Here is a 17,685-nt window from a genome sequence, read left to right as displayed (position 1 = left end):
CGACGACAGCCATCGGGCGGTTTGGAGATAGCGCCACTCCCGGCCCCGTTCCCCTCCCGGATCCTCGCTGGCGATGATCATGACCCCGGCCTCCCGGGAGGCGGAACGCGGCACCGCCCGCACCAGGAGTGAAATGACGTTCCTGGAGAGCATGCGGATATGCTTGTTCTCGTGGAGCAGCGTGCTTACCGGCACCATGAGGGCCGCGGCACCCGCGAAGGCCCCGTCCGGCCCGTGGATGGGCGCGGCGACAGGAATTACGATTCGACAGGTCAGGGAATCGATAACGGGCATGCTCCAGACCGTTTTCCCCCGCTCCCTGACCTGCCGATACCAGGACGCATCGCGACCGTCGGGCAGTGAAACCCCCGCAGGGCCGGGGTAGAGTGTCTGGATCCCGTTGTCCAACACCACCATCTGCCAGAGAAAAAGACCCGGAAATTCCCGATCCACGGCATCATAGACAGTGGCCATGCCCTCGAGACGACCGACGGTCAACTCCCGATAGGACGCCGTCGTCCCCGGGGGAAATCGCCACAGGGGTTCGCGACGGGAGACGGACAAAGGCTCACACACGCCCGTTTCCACCAGACGGCAGTAGACCGGGGGATCCCGCTCCTTCAGATCGCCGGCCGGCGCCTCTCCGGCCCGGTCCGTTTCACGGATGGAGCGTTCGGCCGGAACCGGTGATCCCCAAAGCCGTCGCTCCAATTCGGCCGTCCGGACCCTGAGGATCATGTCGATCAGCTCCGCATCCCGCTTGAGCACCCGCGCATGGTCCTCCACCAGCCGCTTCAGGGCCTGGGTCGACTGCGTGGCGAGGGTGTCTCTGGCCTGTTCCGAGAGTTCCAGGGCCAGGGCGTGGAAGAGCCCGCCGGCTTTCCACCGCAAAGCCAGCATCGGCACCATGGAAACGGCGAGGAGCAGTACGAGGATCTTCCAGCGAATCCGCATGAATAACCTGCCTTCAGCGCCTGGAACCGGCGTCGCTCGGGATGCCGGGTTTAAGGCCGATGATGCCCCGCCTGCCCAGTTCACGGATGAAGAGGGTGACGGACGCTTCCGCCTCCCTGGGATGCAGCCGAAAGACATCCGAGAATTCCCGGATGATGCCGCCGACGGTGCGCCGGCCGTCGATCAGACCCCAGGCCCTGCTCCCCATCTCGTCCAGCTGAAGCTTTTTGACGACGGGTCTGTCCACCCCCGAACCCAGCCTGCGGGCCATTGCCGCGATCCAGGGCCGCGGCTTCAACGGATATGAAACCTGAACCAATCCCCCGTCAAGGATCTCCTCTGAGACGCCCGAGTGTTTCACCGGTCGACAGGCCAGTGCATCCTTGCGGGTGACGGGCCCGGGAGCGTTAGATTTTCTGAAGCGTCGTACCATTCGTCCTTCCATGATTCGGGCCATGATTCGGGCCATGATTCGGGTCCGTCGGTCTGTCCGTCAGCCGCCCCTCGAAAACACCCCCGGGCTTCGGCCCCTCCGGGGGCACGCAGTGGAACGCGGCGCAAAGGGCCGTAAAGCGATCCTCGTCCGGCAACCGCCGCCCCACCGTCTGAAGGGCCAGGATTTTGTCGCAGTCGTCGGCATGCCATGCCCGGCCCCGACGGATAGGGGAGAAAAGCGACGACAGCCGACGGATCCGGCCTTCCCCGACCGGACCCTCGGTCCATTCAATCGCCCGACCGTTCCCGCCGTCGGAAATTCCCTGCCGGGAGATCCGGAAACGCTCCGACGCAAAGGCCCCCAGGGTCCGGTTTCGGAGCAGGACCGAAGCGGGGCCCCACCGGTGGAGGCAAAGCGTCTCACGGCGGGCGGCCAGGGTCAGCGCAAAATCCCCGGGCACGAACCGATGACGCACCAGCCTGAAGGCCTCGGGCACCCAGGCCCGGATGTCGAACACGGCCCACAGCACGCGACCCTGGCGGGCGCCGCTCCTGAAGGCGGTCAGGATCTCGGGGATATCGACGCCGCACGAGGCTCCCTCGCCGTGAAACAGCAGCAGAAAAACCCGACGGTCACGTCTGCTTCGAATGACGAGCCCCTCCCCGCCGCCGACGGGATCCGACCATCTGAAGGCGGCGGCATCCGTCAGATCCGCCGGTTCGAAATTTCCGGCAAGGGCCTCCCGCCAGGACCGGGGCAAAACCGTCTCCCGGAATGTGTGACGTATTTCCCTGGGGAAGCCTCCGCGAATCCGGGGGAGCTTGCGCCGGAGCGGACCGCGGCCTCGCGTCGGCGCCCATTTGACGGCCATCACGGCGCCGGTGTCCCCTTCGAACGCCAGGTGCCCCCTGTCCATGCCCGCCGGGTGCCAGCCTTCCGGCACCGACAGACGAACGCCGCACCACCCCACTCTTTTCCATGGCCCCACCACGGTCCCGTCACCCGGGAACATCGCCGCCACCCCTGCCCGGCGCCTAACGGGGCAGGAGCCGGTCCCAGTCCGGGACGCTCCGCTCCTTTTCGACCGGGGGTTTCTCCCGGGTCCGGCGCTCACGATAATGCCGGATCTCCGCGGCCATGGCGGTGGAATGGGTCAGTTTCACCGAATTGCCGATCTTCTCGTCTTCGTCCTGGGTGTTGTGCTGCAAAATCAGGCTGATCCGGTCATTGTTCCGATCCTTGAAATACCATTTCCAGGCGATGACCACATGGAATGGATCGCCCTTCCATTCGTCCGGAGGTCCAAACCGGGCCTTGTAGCGGGACAGAAGCTCCTCGTAGAATCCCCGGGATTCGTCCGCATACTTGAGCTTGATACGGACGATCCGATCCCTGGCCGCGCAGACGCCGTAGTTGATCGTTCCGTTCTCGAAGCCCGCCGGCGGAATGACGTCCACTTCCATGAGGCATCCGACATCCCGTACCCGGATGACCGTGTCCATCTCCAGTCGATCTCCATATCGCGAGATGGGCTCGCCCAGTACGAATCCGCCCAGGGAACGCGGCGCATCGGCCGCTCTCGCGCCCCCGGAGGAAAGCATCGAGAACAGCAGAACCGCACCCGCGACCATCCATCTCTTCATACCCGTCATCTTCATAGTCTTCATAGTGATATCTCAACGTCAACCTTTCATCATAGTGAGCGGATAGAGGCATAAGATTGAAGGCGGATCAGTGCTCCGTTCGCGGCCGGCGCACCCCTTCAGCCTTCAGCCTTCAGTCTTCAGCCTTTCATCAATGGTGCCCCCGGAGGCCCCGCCCGCCAGGTCGGTCACCCCCCTGAACCTATTCCAGATTACAGAGTAAGCATCCTTGCCGCGGCGTCAAAGGCCGGGGTCATCCCCGCGATCCATCGACCCGGTAGAGATCGATGAGTTGGGATTTGTCGTCGATATAGCGCATCAGAAGATTCATATGGGCCTTCATCCGGGCCATCCGCATCTGAACGAGACGTTCCACGATCAGAAAACCTTTTTCCGGATACCGGATCAGGATTTTCCGGAAACTGTGCCGATCGAGAATCAACACGTCGGCGGGGTCGACGACCTGAGCCGACAGGGGCCACTCGTACTCGGCCAGAAGGGACATGTAGCCGAAAAATCCGCCGGGCTCCAGAATCTGAAGGTCGATCATCTTACCGTCCGCCTCCTCCAGAAGAAGCCGGACCCGGCCTTCCAGCACGAGAAACGCCTCGTTGGCCGCCTGTCCCTGGCGAAAGACAACGGCACCCCGCGGGTAGCGACGTCGCCGGGCCGTGTAGGCATGGAGTTTGATGATCTCGAAGGGGATATCCCTGAACATGGGAAGCCGCCGCAGGGCTTCAAGGTTTTCCACCAGCTCGGATCGCCCCGAGACGGCTTTCGCCCTGTCATCCCTGTCCGTGAAAAAGCTCATAAAACGCTCCTTTTTGGGCCATGAGTTCCGCAAAGGTTCCCGACTCCACGACAGCCCCGTTCCTGAGCACCGCAATGCGGTCATAGGTCCGGGTCAGATCCAGGCGATGGAGCACGGCGATGACGGTGGTTTTCCCGCCCAGATCCCTTTCCAGGTATCTCTGGATTTTTCCCTGGGAGGTATTGTCGAGGCTGGCGGTGGCCTCGTCCAGGATGAGGATCGGCGCACCCTTGAGAAAGGCCCTGGCGATGGCGATCTTCTGGCGCTGCCCACCGGAAAGGCGGTCGCCCTTGCTTCCCACCTGGAAATCGAGCCCCAGTTCCATGATGTCGTCCAGGAGCCCCGACTCCGAAAGACGATCCACCACCACATCCCGCAGGACCGATGTTTCGGCGGCGTCGTCGGACCGGGGGGTCCCAAAGACGATGTTTTCCATCACCGTTCTGGAGAAAAGATACTCCGTCGGGCAATACAGGCCGCGGCCGGCCCCCGGCGGCCCGGGATCCTCACCCTTTATAAACCGTTCGGTGGCCTCGCGGCAATAGGCGATGTCCATGCCGGCAACCTCCTGGATGAAGCGATGCCGTGCCGCCAGAATCTTTTCCGCGAGGCGCTCGGAAATCGCCGCCATTTTATGACGGGCCGGGATGTAGCCGAGGGCCAGATCCAGAAGCCGCATCCGGTCGTCGCGGGCCGGCGTCTCCTGCCCCGACGCCTCCAGCCGGGAAACCAGGTCCCGGTACACATCGAATTGATCGGAGGGGATGGGGCTGCTGCCGAAAAAGAAGTCGTCGTCCCTGAGATCCTGGAGGAGATGGACCGTTTCCCGGGCCAGGTTCCATCCCAATCGGACAAGGGGCTCTTCGAGATCCGTTTCCCGAAGAAACCGCATAAAACGGCGATTCCCGGTGATGCCTTCAAGGGTGAAGCCATCCCTTCCGCCGTCCCCGAACAGGAGGTTGCGAAAGAGGGGTACATGCCGGAGAAATTGGTTGACGTCGTAAAACTCCACCGCGTCGGAGTGGGATTCCACGAGCTTCTCGTGCACCAGGCGCCGCATCTCGAAAACCTTTTCCATGAAGCGACCCCTTCGGCCCTCGGTGATGACCGTGTTGAGCCCCCAGCGGACGACATCGTCCCCGAGCCCCACCTTCCGGACCATATCGAGGAGAACGCTTCGATCCGGAAGATGGGATCCGGCGGCTTCGTCACCCGACGAGGCCCTCGCTTGAATCGCGTAGAGCAGGTTCTCCCGGACGCTTCCGTCAAAAATGAAGGGGTGCTGGGCCACGAAGCCGATATTCCGGCTGACGTCCGCCTTGGTGAGGGTCGAGATATCCCGCCCGTCGATGAGAATCCGACCCCGGCTGTGGCGGTAGAGCTGACCGACGAGCATGGCCAGGGTGCTCTTGCCGCTCCCCGAAAAGCCCACCAGGGCCATCTGTTCCCCGGGGGAGAGCTCAAAGTTGATGTCCTTCAGCAGCGCCATCCCCCCCTCGATGGCGTATTCCAGTCGGTTGACCTGAATCCGCCCCGCCAGGGGATAGATTTCCCGGCCCACCGGCGAGACCTCGAATTCGGGGGTCGCATCGAAGCAGGCCATCACCCGCCGATACCGCACCCGGGCATCCTGAAGCTCCTGGTAGTATTCGATCAGCTCTTTCCAGGGATCGTAGATCTTTTCATACGCCGAGAGGAACGCCACCAGGGCTCCCAGGGTAAAACGGCCGTGAATGGCCAGATACCCGCCTACCAGGAACAGGATGAAGGGGCCGATGTTCTGGAATAGGTTGTTGGTGAACTTGATACCGAATTTCAGCACGAAAAGACGATTGGCCAGGGAAAAGAGGGTCTCGAAACGGCGTCCGGCTTTCTCTCCTTCCAGACGGTACCCGGCGTTTCCCTGGATTTCGTGGATGCCTGAAACCGCCTCGCCGATGGTGTTGGCGGCGGACCGGACCACGTCGACCCGCTGGGTATTGAGGCGGTTGTAGCGTCGCTGAAGTATGGGAACGATGACGAGTTCCAGGGGGTAAAGGGCGATGCTCATGACCCCCAGCATGGGATCGAGCCAGATCATGTAGCCCGCAAAGGCGAGAAGGGTGAGAACCGCGGTGACGGGAACGGCGAGGGCACCCCCGATGAAGTGCCCCACGGCGCCGAGCTCTCCCGTCATGGCCGTGATGACCGTTCCCGGGGGGGTGCGCCGGAAGAATCCCAGGGGCAGCTGCAGGATATGGGCGTAAAGCGCCGTCCGGATCTCCAGCAGGATCTTCTGGCCCAGGTATTTCTGCAGAACGTTGGCGGCGTACTTGAGGATGCCGGCCAGGAGGACCGCCCCCAGATAGAGTAGACAGTAGCGGATCAGGAGGTCGGTCTGCTTGAGGTGGATGGCGGTGTTGACGATCCGCTTCTGCATCTCCAGGGGAAAAACCCTGAAAAAGAGACCGGCCAGGATGATCAGCAACAGACCGGCCTGGAGCAGGCGACAACGGTGAAAGATCCAGTAGAAAAGGGGCTTCTGGGTAACCATATCCGGCGGTCTCCTGATGACGCGGACAGTTTAAGGTCTCACTTCAACTTTCATGATGGTGACCGGATAGATACGGCCTATGAAAGCCGAAAATCACGTTAATGAGAAGAATAGAATAAATATCCTCCCGGGTCAATCCGCTTTTTCACCCGATCTGCCCACGCCGTCGGCCCGGCGGATCCTTTCCCGTTGATTTGCACGAACGCGATGATTATGTTTCCCGGTTCAGAAGCCATGGGCCGCCCATGGAAAACCACGGCCCCGATCGGGGATGCCTCAATGGAAAGGTGACATGTTCATGACTCAAGAGGATTATTATCAGGTCCTGGGCGTCGGGCCCGACGCCGGCAAAAGGGAAATCAAGGAAGGCTATCGGAAACTGGCCTTCCGATACCATCCCGATCGAAACACCGACGACCCGGAAGCGGCAGAGCGCATGAAGCGCATCAACGAGGCCTACGCCGTTCTCTCGGACCCGTCCAAAAAACAGGCCTACGACGACCTCCGTCGACGGTTCGGCGCGGACGCTCACGGCCGGTTCCGGCAGAACTATTCCGAGCAGGACATTTTCAGGGGCTCGGACATCAATCAGATCTTCGAGGAGATGGCGCGATCCTTCGGCCTCCGCGGTTTTGACGCCATTTTCAAGGATTTTTACGGCCAGGGCTACCAGACCTTTCAATTCAAGGGCAAGGGCGTTCGCGGCGGCGGTTTCTTCTTTTTCGGCGGTCCTGGAACCGGCCCCGCGTCCCATCGCAACACCCCGGGCGTTCTCGACGGCATCGTCCGCCGGCTTCTCGAGAAATCGGGCGCAGGCAGTGGATTCATGAAAGGGGCGGACGTGGAGGAGACCCTCGTTCTCCCGCCGGAGACGGCACGGGACGGCGGGCCCTATGCCTACGAACACAAAAGGCTGGGCAAGAAGCTCGTGGTCCGGATTCCGCGGGGTGTCCGGGAGGGGCAGCGGATCCGGCTCAGCGGCATGGGGCGCCCCTCCATCATCGGCAGCCCCCCGGGGGATCTCTACCTGAAGGTCCGGATTCAAAAGCCTCTGCTGAGCAGGATCAAGGGGTTTCTCGCCAAATTGGCCTCGTAGGCCGCCGGCGTCGGATGCCGGGGGGCACAGGGCATCGCTCACGACCGCGCCGCCCCATGCCCCCCGAATCCGCCGCTTCCCCTTGACGTTCGGGTCATGCAGTATCATCTTTATGCTCATTACTCCCTTTGAACAGCGTCGCCGGCATCATCGGCGCCAAAGCCATCGGAGGAGAACCGACATGCCCAGAACAGCCATCGACATCCCCGGACAGATCGACTATCTCTCCATTCTCGACGAAAACGGCAAGGTCGACGCCGAGCTCGACCCCAACCTTTCGGACGACCTCTTGATGAAACTTTACGAAGCCATGGTCCTGGGGCGGGAGTTCGATCGCCGGATGCTGAACCTGCAGCGCCAGGGACGCATCGGCACCTTTCCCCCCATTACCGGCCAGGAGGCGGCCCATCTCGGGGCCGCAGCCGTCCTGGAACCCGAAGACTGGATGGTGCCCTCCTTTCGGGAGACCGCGGCGGAGCTGTGGCGGGGGCGGTCCATGGAAAGCGTCCTCATGGCCTTCAACGGATACAACGAGGGCTTTCACGTGGCGGAGGACCGGAACGATCTCCCCAACGCCGTACCCGTGGGGTCCCAGACCCTCCACGCCGTGGGCCTTGCCTGGGCCCTGAAATATCGCGGGAAGAAGCACGTGGCCATGACCTTCTTCGGCGACGGCGCCACCTCCCAGGGGGACGTCCACGAGGCCTTCAATTTCGCCGGCGTTTTCCAGGTTCCCGTCATCTTCGTCTGCCAGAACAACCAATGGGCCATCTCCATCCCACGCTCCCGTCAGACGCGGTCCAAGACCATCGCCCAGAAGGCCCTGGCCTACGGTATCGAGGGAATCCAGGTGGACGGCAACGACATCCTCGCCGTTTATGCCGCCGCAAAGGAAGCGGCGGATAGGGCCCGGTCGGGCGAAGGCCCCACCCTGATCGAATGCGTCACCTATCGTCTCATGATGCACACCACCGCCGACGACCCCAAGCGATACCGCACCGACGAGGAGGTGGAATCCTGGCGGCAGAAGGATCCCATCCAGCGTTTCCAGGTTTACCTCAAGGAGCGGAAGCTCCTGGACGACGACGGCATCGCCGACGTGGAGCAGTCGGTAAAGGACCGGATCCAGACGGCGGTGGACAATGCCGAAAAGCAGATGGCGGACGCCCCGGACCCGCTTCTCATGTTCGAGCATGTTTACGAGACGCCGCCCCCGCACCTGAAATCCCAGCGAGAAGCCCTTGCCCGTTGGCTCGAGAAAACCCGCGAGGAGGACTGACATGGCGAAGATGACAATGGTACAGGCCCTCAATCTGGCCCTGCGACAGGAGATGGAACGAGACGACGGCGTCATCGTACTGGGTGAGGACGTCGGCAAGGACGGCGGCGTCTTCCGCGTCACCGACGGCCTTTACGAAAAATTCGGCGAGACGCGGGTGGTGGACACCCCCCTCTCGGAGAACGGCATCGTCGGCATGTCCGTCGGCATGGCGGTTTACGGACTGAAGCCGGTGTGCGAGATCCAGTTTTCCGGCTTCGCCTACCAGAATTTCCACCAGATCGAAAATCACGCCTCGCGCCTCCGGTGGCGCTCCCAGGGGCGCTATCACGTCCCCATGGTGCTGCGGGCGCCCTACGGCGGCGGCGTCCGCGCCCTGGAACACCACTCCGAGAGCCGCGAGGCCTTCTGGGCCCACATCCCCGGCCTCAAGATGGTGATCCCGTCGGGGCCCCGGAACGCCCGGGCCCTCCTGGTGAGCGCCATCCGGGACCCGGACCCCGTCATATTTTATGAGGCCAAGGCCCTCTACCGGGCCTTCCGGGAGGAGGTGCCCGAGGCGGAGGAGACGATCCCCCTGGGCGAGTCCCGGATTGCCCGGGAAGGGGACGACCTGACCCTCATCGCTTACGGGGCCATGCTGCGCCCCGCCCTCGAGGCCGCGGAGCGACTGGAGAAGGAGAAGGGCGTCTCCGTCGAGGTCATCGACCTGCTGACCATCTCGCCCCTGGACGACACCCTTTTCGTCACGTCCGTCAAAAAGACGGGGCATGCCGTGATCGTCCACGAGGCCCCCATGAGCTTCGGCCCCGGGGCCGAGATCACGGCCCGACTGGTGGAGAAGGCCTTCTACTACCTGGAGGTGCCCATCGGACGGGTTACCGGCTATGACGTCGTCATTCCCCTCTTCAGCCGGGAGAAGCACTACATCCCCACCGTGGAGCGCATCGTCCACGAAGCCAAGAAAATTCTTGAAACCTGATTCGGAGGAAAACCCATGACCCAATCTTTCAAGCTACCCGACCTGGGGGAAGGGATTCACGAAGGGGAGGTGACCGCCGTGACGGTGTCGGAGGGCGACCGCGTCGAGGAAGGCGACGTCATTCTCGAGATCGAAACCGACAAGGCGGCCGTGGAGATTCCCTCCCCCGTCACCGGCACCGTCGTGGAGATCCGCGTCAAGGCGGGAGACGTGGTCAAGGTGGGCGACGTTCTGATGACCTTCGACACGGCAGCGGCATCCGAAACGGAAGAACCGGAAGCATCCGGAGAGCGCGACGCATCCTCGGGGGCGAAGCCCTCGAAAAAATCCGAAGCGGACGAGCAGAGCGCGGAAGAGCCGGACAAGCCGAGCCGGGAAGAGAAGGAAGACAAGGCCGCGGACAAGACAGACGAGGGGCGCCCCCGGGACCGGAAGGGACCGGTGCCCGCATCCCCCGCCACCCGGCGTCTGGCCCGGGAGATGGAGATCGATCTTCATGAGGTGACGCCCACCGGCCGGGGCGGGGTGGTCACGGCGGACGATGTCCGGCGTCATGCCGATGCCGGCGGCACGGCGGCACGGGAAGGGAAAAAGACCGAAAAGGCCCCGGAAAAGCCGGAAGCGGCGCCGGATCGGTCTGAAGCTCCGGAACAGCCCCGACCCCTTTCGGCGGACGCCCCCGATCTGCCCGACTTTTCCCGGTGGGGCGAGGTGGAGCGGGTCCCTGTCCGCTCCATTCGGCGGGCTACGGCCAGACAGATGGCCGTGGCCTGGTCCCGGATCCCCCACGTCACCACCACGGACATGGTCGACATCACCGATCTGGAAGCCTTTCGCCGGAAGCACAAGGAAAAGATCGCCGAGCAGGACGGACATCTGAGCCTCACGGTCTTCGTGCTGAAGGCCCTGGTTTCGGCCCTGAAACGATTCCCCTATTTCAACTCGAGCCTGGACGCGGCGTCGGGGGAGCTCATCCTGAAGCGCTACTATCACATCGGCGTGGCGGTGGACACCGAGGACGGACTGATCGTTCCGGTGCTCCGGAACGTGGACCGCAAGAGCCTCACCCAGATCGCCGTCGAACTCAAAGGATTGGTGGACAAGACCCGGAACCGGAAGATCGCCGTGGAGGAGCTCCAGGGCGGGACCTTCACCGTCACCAACACCGGGGGGAGCGGCGGCACCCTCTTCGTGCCCATCGTCAACCATCCTCAGGCGGCCATCCTGGGCATGGGACGAGCCGGTATGGCGCCGGTGGTGCACACCCTGCCGTCGGGCCGGCATGAGATCGTGCCCCGCCTCATGATGCCGATCATCCTCACCATGGATCACCGGATCCTCGACGGCGGCGACGCCTCCCGCTTCCTCGCGACGGTCACGGCCGCCCTGGCCGATCCCGAGGAATTGTTTTTAACCGGCTGAAGGCCGGATTGGAGATGATTATGGTTATGGGAGAACTGGTACAGGATTGCGAGGTCGTCGTCATCGGCGGCGGGCCGGGAGGATACGCCGCGGCCTTTCGGGCGGCGGACCTGGGCATGGACGTGACCCTCATCGACATGGGCGAAGGGCCGGGCGGGGTCTGCCTCTTCAGGGGATGCATCCCCTCCAAGACGTATCTCACCCTCGCCGAACTGCTCCACGACGCCGACCGGGCCAGGGAGATGGGCATCACCTTCGGCCGGCCCGATATCGACATCGCGGGCGTCCGCGGCTGGAAACAACAGGTGGTGGACAAACTGGCGAAGGGCCTGATGCAGTTGACGAAAGCCCGGGGCATTCAATTGCTGCAAGGCCGGGCAGCGTTCAAGAGCGCCAATGAAGTCCGGATCCCGGGATCGGACATCAGCGGCATCCGGTTCAAGCATGCCGTCATCGCCACAGGCTCCCGCCCAATCCCCCTCCCGGACACGGATTTCGAAAAAGACGGCCGGATCATGAGCTCCACGGCGGCCCTGAGCCTCCCCGACATCCCCAAACGGATGCTGGTGGTGGGCGGCGGGTATGTCGGCCTCGAGATCGGGATGATTTACGCGGCCCTGGGTTCGGAGATCCATCTGGTGGAGATGGGGGACCGCCTGCTGCCGGGCATCGACGACGATCTCACGGCGCCCCTGAAGCGCCGGCTGGACAAGGCCTTCAAAGCGGTTCACCTCAACACCCGCGTATCGAAGCTCCAGCCCCGCGACGACGGTGTGGACGTCTCGTTTTCCGGAAACGGGAGCGACGACACCTTCGACCGGGTCCTCGTCGCCGTCGGGAGGGCACCCAACACCCGGGGCCTCGGCCTTGAAAACACCCGGGTTCGCACCGACGACCGGGGGTTTGTCATTGTCGACGATCGGCAACGGACCGGGGACGAAAACATCTTTGCCGTAGGCGACGTCACCGGCGGCATGATGCTGGCCCACAAGGCCTCCCGCGAAGGCAAGATCGCGGCCGAGGTCATGGCCGGGCAGCCCTCGGCCTTCGATGCCGCAGCGATCCCGGCGGTGGTGTACACCGATCCCCAGATCGCCTATTGCGGCCTCACCGAAACGGCGGCCAGGCAGGAAAAACGGACCGTCGAGGTCCGGCGATTCCCCTGGAAGTATTCAGGCCGGGCCGTCACCCTGGGGACCCCCGAGGGGATGACCAAGATGATCGTCGATCCCGAATCTCAGCGGATTCTGGGCGTCGGCATCGTGGGCCGGAACACCGAAGGGCTTATCTCGGAGGGTGTTCTGGCCGTCGAGATGGGCGCCGTGGTCCAGGACGTCGCCTTTACCATCCATCCCCACCCCACCCTCTCGGAGACCGAGGCCGAGGCGGCCGAGCTCTTTCTGGGCGGAGCCGTCCACGCGCCTCCCGTCCGGAAATAACCGACGCCGCCCGCCTCCGGGCGGCTGTCCCGTCATTATTTTTTTGACAAACCATCCCCAGGGCCTATAATAGATCGTTTTAACGCACCCCCGGCAAAACCGGTTTTGACGGCACGACAGCCGGGCCCATTGTCAGGGCCGGCCTGAACGGTGCCGGGATATCTTCAGCAGTGAGGAAAACAGACCGATGGAATTTTTTCTGTGCGTCGTCGGCATGGTCATGTTCATAGAGGGGTTTCCCTATGCCGCCTTTCCGAACCGGATGAAATCCTGGCTGGAAAGAATTCTGGAACTCCCGCCCCGAACCCTGCGGGGGCTGGGCCTTATCATGATGCTCGCGGGGCTTTTGACGGTCTGGGCGGGGAGGATGTTCGACTAGAATGTACCGGCTCAAGGACTACCGTTACGACCTGCCCCAGGATCTCATCGCCCAGTCGCCTTCGGCACGCCGGGACGCATCCCGCCTCCTCTGCCTGAACCGGGGGGACGGCCGGATCGCCCATCGCGTCTTCGCGGACCTCCCCGCGCTTCTCGATCCTTCGGACCTTCTCGTGATCAACGACACCGAGGTCGTACCGGCCAGGCTCTACGGCCGGAAGGCCAGCGGCGGGAAGGTGGAGATCCTGATCCTCGACCCTCACGACGGCAGGGCCGCCCACGCCCGGGAGGTGACCCGCAATTGCATGCTCAAGGCCGCCAAGCGGCCGAAACCGGGCACCCGCATCTTCTTTGACCAGGGGCTCACCGCGGAGGTGGTGGACAGCCGGGAGGCCGTCCACACCCTGCGATTTTCGAGCCCGGAGCCTTTTGAGTCGATACTCTACCGGATCGGACGGATGCCCCTGCCGCCCTATATCCGGCGAAACGGAGACGGAGAGCCGGGGACGGCTGCCGAAGGCGGGGGAACCCCTGACGACCGAACGCATTACCAGACCGTCTACGCGGCCCGGAAAGGCGCCGTGGCCGCACCCACCGCCGGCCTCCATTTCACGCCGGAGCTTCTGGCCCGCATCCGGGAGCGGGGCGTGACGGTGGCCGCCGTCACCCTCCACGTGGGGTACGGCACCTTCGTTCCCGTCCGGGTCGACGACATCCGGGAGCACCGGATGCACCACGAAGCATTCACCATCCCCGAGAAGACCGCCGAGGCCGTCAACCTCGCCCGGTCCGAGGGGCGGCGCGTGGTGGCCGTGGGCACCACCTCGGTGAGAACCCTCGAATACGCCGCCGGTCCGGACGGCCGGATCGCACCGGGAAGCGGCCACTGCGACCTGTTCATTTATCCCGGGTACCGGTTCAGGGCCGTCGACGCCGTGATCACCAACTTCCACCTCCCGGAGTCGACCCTGATCATGCTGGTGTCGGCCTTTGCCGGCCGGGAGAACGTGCTCTCGGCCTATCGGGAGGCCGTGGCCCGGGGATATCGTTTCTTCAGTTACGGGGATGCGATGTTGATCGGGTGAAAGGAGAAAAATGCCCCATCCGTTTCAGGTCACTGCACGCTGCACGACGACCCGGGCCCGCACCGGGAGGCTCTCGCTGGTTCACGGCACGGTCGAGACCCCCGTCTTCATGCCCGTGGGCACCCTGGGGACGGTGAAGAGCCTGACCCCCGAGGACCTCACGGCCGCCGGGGCACAGATCATTCTGGGCAACACCTACCACCTCTATCTCCGGCCGGGATGCGACGTCATCGATCGGTTCTCGGGCCTCCACCGGTTCATGAACTGGGACGGCCCCATTCTCACCGACAGCGGCGGGTTCCAGGTCTTCTCCCTGGCCAGGCTCACCAGGATCACCGAGGCGGGAGCAAGCTTCCAGTCCCACATCGACGGCTCCCGGCACCTCCTCACGCCCGAGAAGTCCATCGAGATTCAGATCAGCCTCGACTCGGACGTCATCATGTGTCTCGACCAGTGCATCGCCTACCCCGCCGAACGGGCGGCCGCCCTCGCGGCCCTCGAGATCACCACGCAGTGGGCCGGGCGGTGCCGAAAAACCTGGCGGGAGCAAAGCGGCGAAAAGAACGCCCTTTTCGGCATCGTCCAGGGCGGCATGTACGACGATCTCCGGCGCATGTCGGCCGAGGCCCTAACGGCCATGGATTTCAGCGGATACGCCCTGGGGGGCCTCAGCGTGGGGGAGCCCAACCAGATGATGTACGACGTCGCCGAAGCCGCGCTGCCGCTTTTGCCCGGCGACCGTCCCAAGTACATCATGGGGGTGGGCACCCCCGAGGATCTGGTGGAGCTGACGGCCCGGGGCGCCGACATGTTCGACTGCGTCATGCCGACCCGGAACGCCAGGAACGGGCAGCTCTTCACCCGCCGGGGCACCCTCAACATCGCCAACAGCCGCCACCGGACCGACACGGCCCCCGTCGACTCCGAGTGCGTCTGCTACACCTGCCGGAACTACTCCCGGGCATACCTCCGGCACCTCTACCAGTCCCGGGAACTGCTGGCCTACCGGCTCAACACCCTCCACAACCTCCATTATTACCTCGACCTGACGGCCCGGATGCGGTCGGCCATTGCCGAGGGGCGGTTCGAGGCGTTTCGGAAGCGCTTTTACGCCGACCGTGAGCCCGGGGGCGCGGCATGACAAACCCCATTTGAGCCTTATGTTAAGAGACGCAACCCAGGGAACGCGCATTCACGGGATGCCGACGCCGGCCACCCGGCGTCGTTGCGCCGTTTGTCGCATCCGGAGCGCGACGCGTTCCGTTCAACCCCTACACAGAGAAGGAGCACCCATGAAGGAAAAAGTCGAAGCGGTATTGAAGAAAATCCGGCCCGCCCTCCAACGGGACGGCGGCGACGTCGAGCTGGTGGAGGTCCTGGCCAACGGCATCGTCAGGGTCCGCCTCAAGGGCGCCTGCGCCGGCTGCCCCATGTCCCAGATGACCCTCAGAAACGGCATCGAACGGGTTCTCAAGCAGGAGATCCCGGAAGTCAAAGCCGTCGAACCCGCCTAACCCGGAGGAGATGAATGCCCATTGCAGTGAAGATCCAGGCAGTGATCGAAAAATCCTCATGGATCCGGAAGATGTTCGAGGAGGGGGCACGGCTCAAGGCCCTCCACGGGGCGGAAAACGTGTATGATTTCAGCCTGGGAAACCCCAACGTCCCGCCCCCCGAGATCTTCGAAAAGACCCTTCGGGAGCTTGTCGACTCGGGTGAGGCCAGGGACCACGGCTACATGCCCAACACGGGATACCCCTTTGTCCGCCAGGCGGTGGCCGACCATGTGGGGAGGGTGCAGGGCGCGGCCATCACCGCCGACGACGTCATCATGACCTGCGGTGCCGCCGGCGCCCTCAACGCCGTCTTCAAGGCCCTGCTGGATCCCGGGGACGAGGTCCTCGTGCCGGCGCCCTATTTCGTGGAGTACAACGCATACGCCGACAACCACGGCGGCATTTTGAAAACCGTGCCGACCCGTGAGGACTTCACCCTGGATCTCGCCGCCATCGATGCGGCCGTTACGGAAAAGACGAAGATCGTCCTCATCAACTCTCCCAACAACCCCACCGGCCAGATCTACGACGCCGAGAGCCTGGCGGCCCTGGGCCGGCTGCTCCTGGACCGGGGCGAGGCCATGGGTCGGGCCATCTACCTCGTCTCGGACGAACCCTACCGCAACATCGTCTATGACGGGGCGACGGTGCCCGGCATCTTCACGGCATCCCCCAACAGCATCGTGGCCACCTCCTACTCCAAGGAGCTCTCGATCCCCGGCGAGCGCCTGGGTTATATCGCGGTGAACCCGGCCGTGGACGACCGCAGGAATCTCCTGGCAGCCCTGGCCCTCACCAACCGGATTCTGGGATTCGTCAACGCCCCCTCCATGATGCAGCGGGTCGTGGCACGGCTCCAGGGCGTCACCGTGGACGTTTCAGAGTATGACCGGAAGCGTCGGCTCCTCTGCAAGGGGCTTGCGGAATGCGGCTATGACTTCATCACGCCGCCGGGGGCCTTTTATCTTTTCCCGAAAAGTCCCATCCCCGACGACGTCGCCTTTGTCCAGGCCCTCCAGGAGGAGCGGATCCTGGCGGTTCCCGGCAGCGGCTTCGGCGGCCCCGGCCACTTCCGGATCGCCTACTGCGTGGACGACAAGACCATCACGGGCGCCATGCCGGGATTTAAACGGACCATCGAGAAGTACCGGTAGAAGACATACCGACAGTTCGCAGATCTGAAAGCCCGCACGCTCTGAAGCGCGGGCTTTTTTTATGGCTGAACGCCGCTCACGGACGTTTCATCCTCCCCGCCTTCCCAAGATCGACAAAATCCCCCTTGACAACTCCGCACCGGTCTGTCATAAGCAGCCCATCAAAAATAAAACATCGTTTTGTATTATGAAACAAAATTCGTCCAATCTCAATTCAGTGGAGAAAGCCATCGCCATTCTCCAGGCCTTTCAGGCGGACCATCCCGTCTGGGGCGTCCGGGAGCTGGCGGCGCGCCTGGGCTTCAGCCCGGCAACGGTCCAGCGCATCCTCCAGACCCTGAAGCTTCACGGGTTCGTGGAGCAGGACGATCAGACCCGACAGTATCGGCTGGGAAGCGTCTACTATCGGTTCATCGCCGTCCTCGAATCGGACCAGCCCCTCCCCCGCGCCGCGCGATCCTTCATGCAGGCGCTGCTCGAGGCCACCCGGGAGACGGTCCACCTCAACGTTATCGATGGAACCGACCGCGTCTGCATCGACCACATGGAATCCCCCCAGGAGCTGAAGGCCATCATGCCCATCGGCAACCGATCCCCGCTCCATGCCGGGGCGTCGGCCAAATGCCTTCTCGCCTTTTCCTCGGCGGCGTTCATCGAGCGTTATCTCGGCAGGCCCGGACTCGAAACCCTGACCGACCAGACCGTCACCGACGCCGTCGGCCTCAAAAAAGAGCTCGACCGGATCCGGCGTCAAGGCTACGCCGCCAGCCTCGGGGAGCGGATAGCGGGCCTCGGCGCCCTGAGCGCGCCGGTATTGGATTACCGGGGATCGCTCCTGGCCGCCATCAGCCTGGCCCTGCCGGAGATCCGGTACCGCGATCCCATCCACCGCAAATTCTGCATCGCGGCCCTTTTGA

17 protein-coding genes are annotated in these 17,685 nt (G+C 63.6%); 11 read left to right on the top strand and 6 right to left on the bottom strand.

What is annotated here, in order from left to right; genetic code table 11:
• From AB7S84_RS12000 to AB7S84_RS11975, 6 genes are all read right to left on the bottom strand, one after another.
• Window positions 1-954 (bottom strand): PDC sensor domain-containing protein (locus tag AB7S84_RS12000; RefSeq protein WP_428154671.1); only part of this gene is annotated, 954 nt, incomplete at its 3' end.
• A 13-nt stretch (window positions 955-967) separates the two neighbouring features.
• The gene (locus AB7S84_RS11995) at window positions 968-1,387 is read right to left on the bottom strand and encodes a PqqD family protein (protein WP_040414031.1); all 420 of its coding nucleotides are present in this window, start codon (window positions 1,385-1,387) and stop codon (window positions 968-970) included.
• Entirely contained in the window at window positions 1,362-2,402 is a 1,041-nt protein-coding gene (locus AB7S84_RS11990; protein WP_020875333.1) for a hypothetical protein, read from the bottom strand. Before AB7S84_RS11990 ends, AB7S84_RS11995 begins: the two co-directional genes overlap by 26 nt.
• Before the next feature lie 22 nt (window positions 2,403-2,424).
• A complete protein-coding gene (locus tag AB7S84_RS11985) occupies window positions 2,425-3,033 on the bottom strand; it encodes a hypothetical protein (RefSeq protein ID WP_144016549.1) in 609 nt (202 codons plus the stop codon).
• Window positions 3,034-3,286: 253 nt separating this feature from the next.
• Window positions 3,287-3,844, bottom strand: coding sequence for a Crp/Fnr family transcriptional regulator (locus tag AB7S84_RS11980; RefSeq protein ID WP_020875335.1), 558 nt, complete (start codon window positions 3,842-3,844; stop codon window positions 3,287-3,289).
• Complete coding sequence (locus AB7S84_RS11975) at window positions 3,819-6,377, bottom strand: ATP-binding cassette domain-containing protein (protein ID WP_020875336.1); 2,559 nt, start codon at window positions 6,375-6,377, stop codon at window positions 3,819-3,821. The genes AB7S84_RS11980 and AB7S84_RS11975 overlap by 26 nt, the downstream gene beginning before the upstream one ends.
• 292 nt (window positions 6,378-6,669) lie before the next feature.
• Between AB7S84_RS11975 and AB7S84_RS11970 the strand changes: the two genes are divergently transcribed.
• The 11 genes from AB7S84_RS11970 to AB7S84_RS11920 all read left to right on the top strand — a co-directional run.
• Window positions 6,670-7,473: a DnaJ domain-containing protein gene (locus AB7S84_RS11970; protein ID WP_428154667.1), complete on the top strand. Its 804-nt coding sequence runs from the start codon at window positions 6,670-6,672 to the stop codon at window positions 7,471-7,473.
• Window positions 7,474-7,654: 181 nt separating this feature from the next.
• Window positions 7,655-8,752 (top strand): pyruvate dehydrogenase (acetyl-transferring) E1 component subunit alpha, encoded by a 1,098-nt coding sequence (gene pdhA, locus AB7S84_RS11965; RefSeq protein ID WP_020875338.1) that lies wholly within the window; start codon window positions 7,655-7,657, stop codon window positions 8,750-8,752.
• A 1-nt stretch (window position 8,753) separates the two neighbouring features.
• On the top strand, window positions 8,754-9,734 hold the full coding sequence (locus AB7S84_RS11960; protein WP_020875339.1) for an alpha-ketoacid dehydrogenase subunit beta: 981 nt from the start codon (window positions 8,754-8,756) through the stop codon (window positions 9,732-9,734).
• 15 nt (window positions 9,735-9,749) lie between these two features.
• Entirely contained in the window at window positions 9,750-11,156 is a 1,407-nt protein-coding gene (locus AB7S84_RS11955) for a dihydrolipoamide acetyltransferase family protein (protein ID WP_428154664.1), read from the top strand.
• Window positions 11,157-11,170: 14 nt separating this feature from the next.
• Complete coding sequence (gene lpdA / locus AB7S84_RS11950) at window positions 11,171-12,595, top strand: dihydrolipoyl dehydrogenase (protein ID WP_428154662.1); 1,425 nt, start codon at window positions 11,171-11,173, stop codon at window positions 12,593-12,595.
• 187 nt (window positions 12,596-12,782) lie between these two features.
• Entirely contained in the window at window positions 12,783-12,974 is a 192-nt protein-coding gene (locus AB7S84_RS11945) for a DUF2065 domain-containing protein (protein ID WP_020875342.1), read from the top strand.
• A gap of 1 nt (window position 12,975) precedes the next feature.
• Window positions 12,976-14,058, top strand: coding sequence for a tRNA preQ1(34) S-adenosylmethionine ribosyltransferase-isomerase QueA (gene queA / locus AB7S84_RS11940; protein WP_020875343.1), 1,083 nt, complete (start codon window positions 12,976-12,978; stop codon window positions 14,056-14,058).
• 10 nt (window positions 14,059-14,068) lie between these two features.
• Window positions 14,069-15,199 (top strand): tRNA guanosine(34) transglycosylase Tgt, encoded by a 1,131-nt coding sequence (gene tgt / locus AB7S84_RS11935; RefSeq protein ID WP_428154659.1) that lies wholly within the window; start codon window positions 14,069-14,071, stop codon window positions 15,197-15,199.
• Between the two features lie 151 nt (window positions 15,200-15,350).
• Window positions 15,351-15,572: a NifU family protein gene (locus AB7S84_RS11930; RefSeq protein ID WP_020875345.1), complete on the top strand. Its 222-nt coding sequence runs from the start codon at window positions 15,351-15,353 to the stop codon at window positions 15,570-15,572.
• A gap of 14 nt (window positions 15,573-15,586) precedes the next feature.
• Window positions 15,587-16,768 (top strand): pyridoxal phosphate-dependent aminotransferase, encoded by a 1,182-nt coding sequence (locus tag AB7S84_RS11925; protein WP_020875346.1) that lies wholly within the window; start codon window positions 15,587-15,589, stop codon window positions 16,766-16,768.
• Between the two features lie 187 nt (window positions 16,769-16,955).
• Window positions 16,956-17,685 (top strand): IclR family transcriptional regulator (locus AB7S84_RS11920; protein ID WP_428154655.1); only part of this gene is annotated, 730 nt, incomplete at its 3' end.

This window comes from Desulfococcus sp., from assembly GCF_050178255.1.
Lineage (GTDB): Bacteria > Desulfobacterota > Desulfobacteria > Desulfobacterales > Desulfococcaceae > Desulfococcus > Desulfococcus multivorans.
The sequence above is the reverse complement of the archived record's forward strand: the minus strand, read 5'-3'. Positions and strand labels throughout refer to the sequence as shown.